The following is a 7,024-nucleotide window of genomic DNA, read 5'->3' as shown; positions in this document are numbered from 1 at the left end:
CGCTGATAAACAGGTGAACATCGCTGATAAACAGGTGAACATCGCTGATAAACAGGTGAACATCGCTGATAAACAGGTGAACATCGCTGATAAACAGGTGAACATCGCTGATAAACAGGTGAACATCGCTGATAAACAGGTGAACATCGCTGATAAACCGATGAACATCGCTGATAAACAGGTGAACATCGCAGATAACCCAGAGAACATTGCTGATAAACGAGAGAACATCGCCTTTAAACTCGCGAACAACGCCGCTAACTCGGCAAACAACGCCGCTAACGCAGAGAACAACGCCGCAAACCCGGCGAACAACGCCGCAAACCCGGTGAATAACGCCGCAAACCCGGCGAACAACGCCGCAAACCCGGTGAACAACGCCGCTAACTCGGCCAACATCGCCGGTAACCCAATCAACAACTAGAAATTAATTTTTCTCCTCAATTAAAGAATTAGCAAGCAACATAAATTCAAGTGTAATCCGATTGTGGCCCTTCATGAAATTTTCCCCTAAGAGAGTTTCAAGCTTTTTTAAGCGATGGTAGAGTGTTTGGCGTACGATGAACAGTTGATTGGCTGTTTGTTGTTTGGAGCCATTCGTTTGCAAGTATACCTGCAGAGTTTCTAATAGCTTACTGTTATATTTTTTGTCGTATTCAATGACAGGCTGTAAATAATCTTGAATTACTTCCTGTAAATTTACTTGCATCTGTAATTTATAGATGAGGTGATACAGATGTAAATCATCGTAAAAATAAGATGTTGTTTGTACTTTACTGCAAATATACAATGTTTCGAGTGCCGTTTGATAGCTCTTTGGTATTTCTTCTACGTCTGCTACGACTTTGCCAATGGCTACTTGATAACCTTGGACCATTTGTTTTTTATAAAAATCAGTTTTCTGAACGGAAGAAACTAACGTATTTAATAATTCGCGACTCGATTTACTATCCTTCGTATGGAGTAAAATAAAAATGACATAGCTTTTTCTTTCAAATAAAAATGGTATAAATCCATTTTGCTCAAAAAGGTTGCGATAGTAGAGCTTACTATAAATAATATCCTCTTGCACCTTGGAGACGGCATTAGGCGTTGCTAAAATAAAAACAGCCCCGCTAGAAAGTTTATAGTTAGAATGATAGGTTACGATAAATTTATAAATCTCCTCTTTCGATAGTTTTTGATCGATCCAATCCGCTAAAATAGAGGCATCCTCAATGTCCCTTTTCTCTTCAATATAAAAATCTCTCATTAACAGCTGTGCTAATGCAGTAGCTGTGCGGTCTAAAATAAGTAATTCAAACTCTGAGAATAAACCATCCTCTCTATAGAGCGTTAAATCTGCATAATGCTGGTCAAAAATAAAGATTGGTTCATTTTTAAATACTGGTGCTGATTTTTTCATCGTTAATAGTTGTTGGCGCTTATTATGAGGCATATTTGGAGAAAAGATAGGCTCTCGACCTTTAATAGAAAAGATAATTTGTGTCATTAATTCATTATACATATTTTGTAAAATTTCTTCTGCGGTTTGCCCTAATAGAGCATTTTTATTTAATGTTTGAGAGTAGGATTCTAAAGTAGAGATCATTAAATATTGTTGATTCATAATTTGACTATGTAAATCCTGTGTAATGCGGACAAAAGGGACAGTGTCATGAAAAACGATAATAGGGAAGCTGTGAAGGTTAGCAAGAGCTACAATCACTTCTGGGATGGTTTGTATGGAAGTCCCATATTCAATGCACAATGCAGCGCAATTTTTTTGGATTAAGGACTCTACAAAAAAGATAAAATCCTCTATGCTATGCTGAAGGCTTATCCCTGTTGTTAAAACCAGTTCATCACCAGCTAGAAAATTATCTACTTGTATAATTTCAATGACATGGGCCCACTTTACAATTCGTAATAATCCATCCTCACCAGCTACGACCTCCGCACTTTGAAAGTATGTATTTTCTAATACATCCTTCACTTGAAGCTTAAATTGACTCATTTTTATCCTCCTTTCTTTTAACTTATTTCAGCGGATGTACAAACATCCGCTGAAATAAGTTAAAGCCTCCGGCGGATGTCACGGAAATCGGAAAGGAGTTCTTTGTGCAAGCACAAAGCCGATTCCGGACGCAATTATGCCGAGGCATAATTGATCATAGACTAATTTCTGGTTTTCTTATTGACGTGCGATTTTTGCTTAAATAAACGAAAATATTATGTTTTTAGAATCTTTAGTCTATTTTACATTATGTTTAAAACAAATGTATAGAATTTTACAGTTTGTCTATTACTTCGTTTCTATGTAACATGTAAAATTTTTGTAAGCGGTATTCCAATCTAATAAAAGAGGTGGGCTGATATGGAGCAACAGACGCATTTACAAAGAGGGTTAAAGAAAAGGCATATGACGATGATCGCTATTGCAGGGGTTATCGGAGCCGGTCTATTTATGGGGAGTGGCTCAGTGATTAACTTAGCCGGCCCTGGCGCAATTTTATCTTATATATTTGCGGGTATTATCGTTATTCTTGTCATGCGAATGCTTGGAGAAATGGCAGCTGTCAATCCAACAAGTGGGTCTTTTGCGCATTATGCTCATGAAGCAATTGGTCCGTGGGCTGGTTTTATGATTGGCTGGTTATATTGGTTTTTCTGGGTTGTCGCCATTGCTTTAGAGGCAACGGCAGCAGCTGCGATTATTCAATATTGGTATGATGGGATCCCTTTATGGCTACTAAGTCTTTTATTAACCGTAGCACTTACTTTAACAAATGTTGTTTCCGTAAAAGCTTTTGGTGAATTTGAGTATTGGTTCTCTCTTATTAAGGTTACAAGTATTATAGCTTTTTTGGCACTTGGTGCATTTATTATTTTCGGTATCGCCCCTAATTTTGATGCGGTAGGTACTGCCAATTTAATCGGTGAGGGTGGCTTTTTACCAAATGGTTTTGGTGCTGTCTTGATGGGCGTAGTCATTGTTATTTTCTCCTTTATGGGCACGGAGATTGTTGCCATTGCAGCAGGGGAATCTGACGAACCGTTAGCGGCGGTGACAAAAGCTACAAATTCAATTACTTGGCGTATTTTGATTTTCTACGTTGGATCAATAACGGTAGTTGTCACATTATTACCTTGGCATTCCTCAGATATTTTAACAAGTCCCTATGTAGCAGTTTTGGATTATATCGGTATTCCCGCAGCTGCACAAATTATGAATTTTGTTGTCTTAACAGCGGTTTTATCGTGCTTAAACTCCGCGCTTTACGCAACATCTCGAATGGTGTTTTCTTTAGCGGAGAAGGGGGAGGCCCCAAAAGCATTTTTGAAATTAAATAAAAAGGGAGCACCTGTTAATGCCATATTAACAGCGACATTCTTCTCTTATATTGCCGTTATCATGAACTATGTTTCACCAGATAAAGTATTTATGTTTTTACTTAGTTCATGTAGTGCAATCACGTTGATTCTTTACTTAATCATTGCTTTTTCACAATTAAAAATGCGACGGAAAATTGAGAAAGAAAATCCCGAGCTATTAAAAGTGAAAATGTGGTTATTCCCATATTTAACGTATTTCACAATATTGGTTATCACAGCTTTGCTAGTCGCTATGTTTTTTATTGAATCGATGCGTTCTCAAATTTTATTTACATGCATTGTAGTGGCAGTCGTGATGATTTTCTATTTAGTTACACAAAAGAAAAAGTCACCTAACCCAGTAGATGAAGCAAGTTCTATTTTTCAAAAGGAAAAATTGGATTTTGAATAACAATAAACGAGGAGTGGGGAAATTATGACAGTTCAGCAAAAAATGAAAACGTTATCACATTTTATTAATGGTGTTGAAACAGCCGGTACTAGTGGTCGTTACTCGGAAGTATATAATCCAACAACAGGTGAGGTCATTGCGCAAGTTCCGTTAGCTACTAGAGATGAGGTGAAGCAGGCTATCCAGCTAGCGAAGGCAGCTTTCCCTTCATGGAAAAAGACATCGATTGGTAAACGAGTCGAGGTTTTGCATCGTTTCCGTCAGTTATTAGTAGAAAGACAGGATGAGCTTATTGAAGCGATTTGTGAGGAAAGTGGGAAAACGAAGGAAGACGCTAAGGGCGAAATTATTCGTGGCATTGAATCCGTAGATATGGCAATAAGTGCTCCTCAAATGCTGAAGGGGGAATACTCGGTTAATGTAGGCGGTAATATTAATGCCTTCTCTGCAAAAGCCCCACTTGGAGTTGTGGCAACAATTGCGCCATTTAATTTCCCTGTTATGGTTCCACTAGCGATTACAAGTATGGCGGTTGCAGTAGGAAATGCAGTTATTTTAAAGCCGTCTGAGCGTGTGCCGATCTCAGCATTATTTTTAAGTAAGTTATGGAAAGAGGCAGGACTGCCAGATGGAATTTGGACAGTCGTTAATGGTGATAAAGAAGCGGTTAATGAACTGCTTGAAAATAAAGAGATACAAGCAATTTCATTTGTTGGATCAACACCTGTTGCGGAGTATATTTACCAAACAGGGACGAAGCACAATAAACGTGTCGCTGCGTTTGGTGGTGGGAAGAACTTTATGATTGTCATGCCAGATGCAAATCTAGAGCAAACGGCTAATGCCTTTTTAGGTGCAGCATATGGAGCGGCGTCTCAGCGTTGTATGGCCATTTCAGGAGCGATAGTCGTTGGGAAAGATACTGAACAACGCTTTACAGAAATATTAAAGGAGAAAATCTTGAAATTAAAGGTTGGTCCATATACAGATGAGGAGGTAGACTTTGGTCCAGTTATTACGCAGCAATCAAAAGATACCATTCTTCGATATATCGATGGTGCTATTGCGGAAGGAGCAAATCTTGTAACGGACGGCCGAAATCCAAAAATATGTGAAACATCTAAAGGCTTCTATCTTGGTCCGACATTGTTAAATAATATAACTCCAGAAATGACTATTTTTAAAGAGGAGGTTTTTGGTCCTGTGCGTATTATTGTAGGCGTTGAAACCTTACAAGAAGCTATTGATTTAATTAATGACCACGAACTTGGGAATGGTGTCACGATGTTTACGAGCAGCGGTTCGGCGGCGCGTAAATTCCAAGAAGAAATTGAAGTAGGTATGGTAGGCGTTAATGTTCCGATTCCAATTCCGGTTGGCTATCACAATTTTGGCGGATGGAAGCGATCTAAGTTTGGCGAAGGGCATATGTTTGGACCAGACCAAGCACGATTCTTTACGAAAGCAAAAACGATTTCTGAACGCTGGCCAGATGAAACAGAGGATACGACAAGCTCATTTGCGTTCCCAAGCAATAACGATGCGAATAAGTGAAAAAACATAAAGGGGTGTATAGATATGGTTCAAGTAAATCTTAAAAGTGATATTTTAAAGAAAGATGAACAATATGTATGGCATTCAATGAAACCTTACAATCCACAAGCGACATATGTAGTAGAAAAATCAAATGGTGCGAGGATTGTTGATACAGATGGAGTTGAATACATCGATGCAATGGCAGGATTGTGGTGTGTAAATGTAGGCTATGGACGCAAGGAATTAGCAGATGTAGCACATGAGCAGATGATGAAAAATGCATATGCTCCTTTATCGCAGGGACATTTACCAGCAGTTGAACTAGCTGAAAAGATTAATGAAATGCTTGGTGGAGATTATGTTATTTTCTTCTCTAATAGTGGGTCAGAGGCTAATGAAACTGCGTTTAAAATTGCGCGTCAGTATCATCAACAAAAAGGGGAAAGCTCTCGCTATAAAATTATTTCTCGCTACCGTGCATATCACGGAAGTTCTTTTGGAGCATTGGCTGCGACAGGGCAAGCGGAACGAAAATATAAATATGAACCATTATCTCCTGGCTTTATCCATGTAGCACCACCTGATCAATATCGGGAACATGAAAGTGATACACTTGCCCCAACAGATTTAGCAAGCGTCAAGGCTGTAGATAAGACGATGACGTGGGAGCTAAGTGAAACAGTAGCCGCAATGATTTTAGAGCCAATTATTACAGGTGGGGGCGTCATCATGCCTCCGGAGAACTATTTAAGGGGCATTGAAGAAGTGTGTAAAAAACATGGAGCTTTAATGATTGTAGACGAAGTAATTTGTGGCTTTGGTCGAACAGGTAAGCCATTTGGATTTATGAACTACGGTGTAAAACCAGATATTATTACAATGGCAAAAGGAATTACAAGTGCCTATTTACCATTATCAGCTACAGCTGTAAAACGAGAAATTTATGAGGCATTTACTGAGTCTGATGCATACAGTTATTTCCGTCATGTCAATACATTTGGCGGATCACCAGTCGCATGTGCGGTCGCACTGAAAAATATTGAGATTCTTCAGCGAGAAGCATTATTTGAAAGATCTAGTGAGATTGGAGCTGCTACTTTACAAACACTTCAGCAAGCATTGAGTAATCACCCGAATGTTGGTAATGTTCGAGGCAAAGGTTTATTAATTGGCATCGAGTTAGTTTCAGATAAAACGTCGAAGGAGCCTTTACCAGTAGATAAAGTAAATGCTGTTATTGCTGCATGTAAGGAGCAGGGTGTTATTATCGGTAAAAATGGTGCCACTGTTGCAGGCTTTAATAACGTATTAACATTATCTCCGCCACTTAATATTGTACAAGAGGATCTTGATACAATCATAAAAGTTGTCATTGATAGTATTCATAAAGTGAAGCTTTAATTAATAGGAACCCACCTAACTCGTTTTGGTTTAGATAAATTACTACTAAAAAGCAAAGCTGTCTCTTAAGTAAACTTTAGAGACAGCTTTTTGAATGTTTTATAGCATAAGAAAGGCGAGGCGAACTATGAGTATGAACAAAACAACTCCTGTTAGGAACAGTAATAATCAATTTCGCCTTGGCGTAATTGCGTCCGGATTTTGAATTGTGCTCGCACAATTCGTTCCTTTCAAAATCCGTGACATCCGCCGGAGGCTTTATCTTCATTCAATAGGTGTTGGATGCTCGCTAAAAAGGAACCACATCCGTGTTCATCTCAC

Annotated in this window: 5 protein-coding genes; 4 read left to right on the top strand and 1 reads right to left on the bottom strand. The window is 38.8% G+C overall.

The annotated features are described in order from the left end of the window. A partial coding sequence (locus ABH968_RS24510; RefSeq protein ID WP_370048215.1) for a hypothetical protein occupies positions 1-424 on the top strand: 424 nt, incomplete at its 5' end. A 3-nt stretch (positions 425-427) separates the two neighbouring features. On the opposite strand, the gene ABH968_RS24505 is transcribed toward ABH968_RS24510, so the two are convergent. Beyond that, a complete protein-coding gene (locus ABH968_RS24505) occupies positions 428-1,996 on the bottom strand; it encodes a PucR family transcriptional regulator (RefSeq protein ID WP_370048213.1) in 1,569 nt (522 codons plus the stop codon). A 360-nt stretch (positions 1,997-2,356) separates the two neighbouring features. On the opposite strand from ABH968_RS24505, the gene ABH968_RS24500 reads away from it, so the two are divergent. Genes ABH968_RS24500 through ABH968_RS24490 form a run of 3 tightly spaced genes read left to right on the top strand, consistent with a single transcriptional unit; the run spans position 2,357 to position 6,703 of the window. Next, positions 2,357-3,766, top strand: a complete 1,410-nt coding sequence (locus tag ABH968_RS24500) for an amino acid permease (RefSeq protein WP_370048211.1) — start codon at positions 2,357-2,359, stop codon at positions 3,764-3,766. A 24-nt stretch (positions 3,767-3,790) separates the two neighbouring features. After that, entirely contained in the window at positions 3,791-5,320 is a 1,530-nt protein-coding gene (locus tag ABH968_RS24495) for a CoA-acylating methylmalonate-semialdehyde dehydrogenase (protein WP_370048210.1), read from the top strand. 24 nt (positions 5,321-5,344) lie between these two features. Beyond that, entirely contained in the window at positions 5,345-6,703 is a 1,359-nt protein-coding gene (locus tag ABH968_RS24490; RefSeq protein ID WP_370048209.1) for an aspartate aminotransferase family protein, read from the top strand. Positions 6,704-7,024 lie beyond the last annotated feature (321 nt).

The sequence above is a fragment of the Lysinibacillus sp. RC79 genome (assembly GCF_041262405.1).
GTDB lineage: Bacteria > Bacillota > Bacilli > Bacillales_A > Planococcaceae > Lysinibacillus.
Note: the sequence above shows the minus strand (reverse complement) of the source record. Positions and strands in the feature narration are given on the sequence as shown.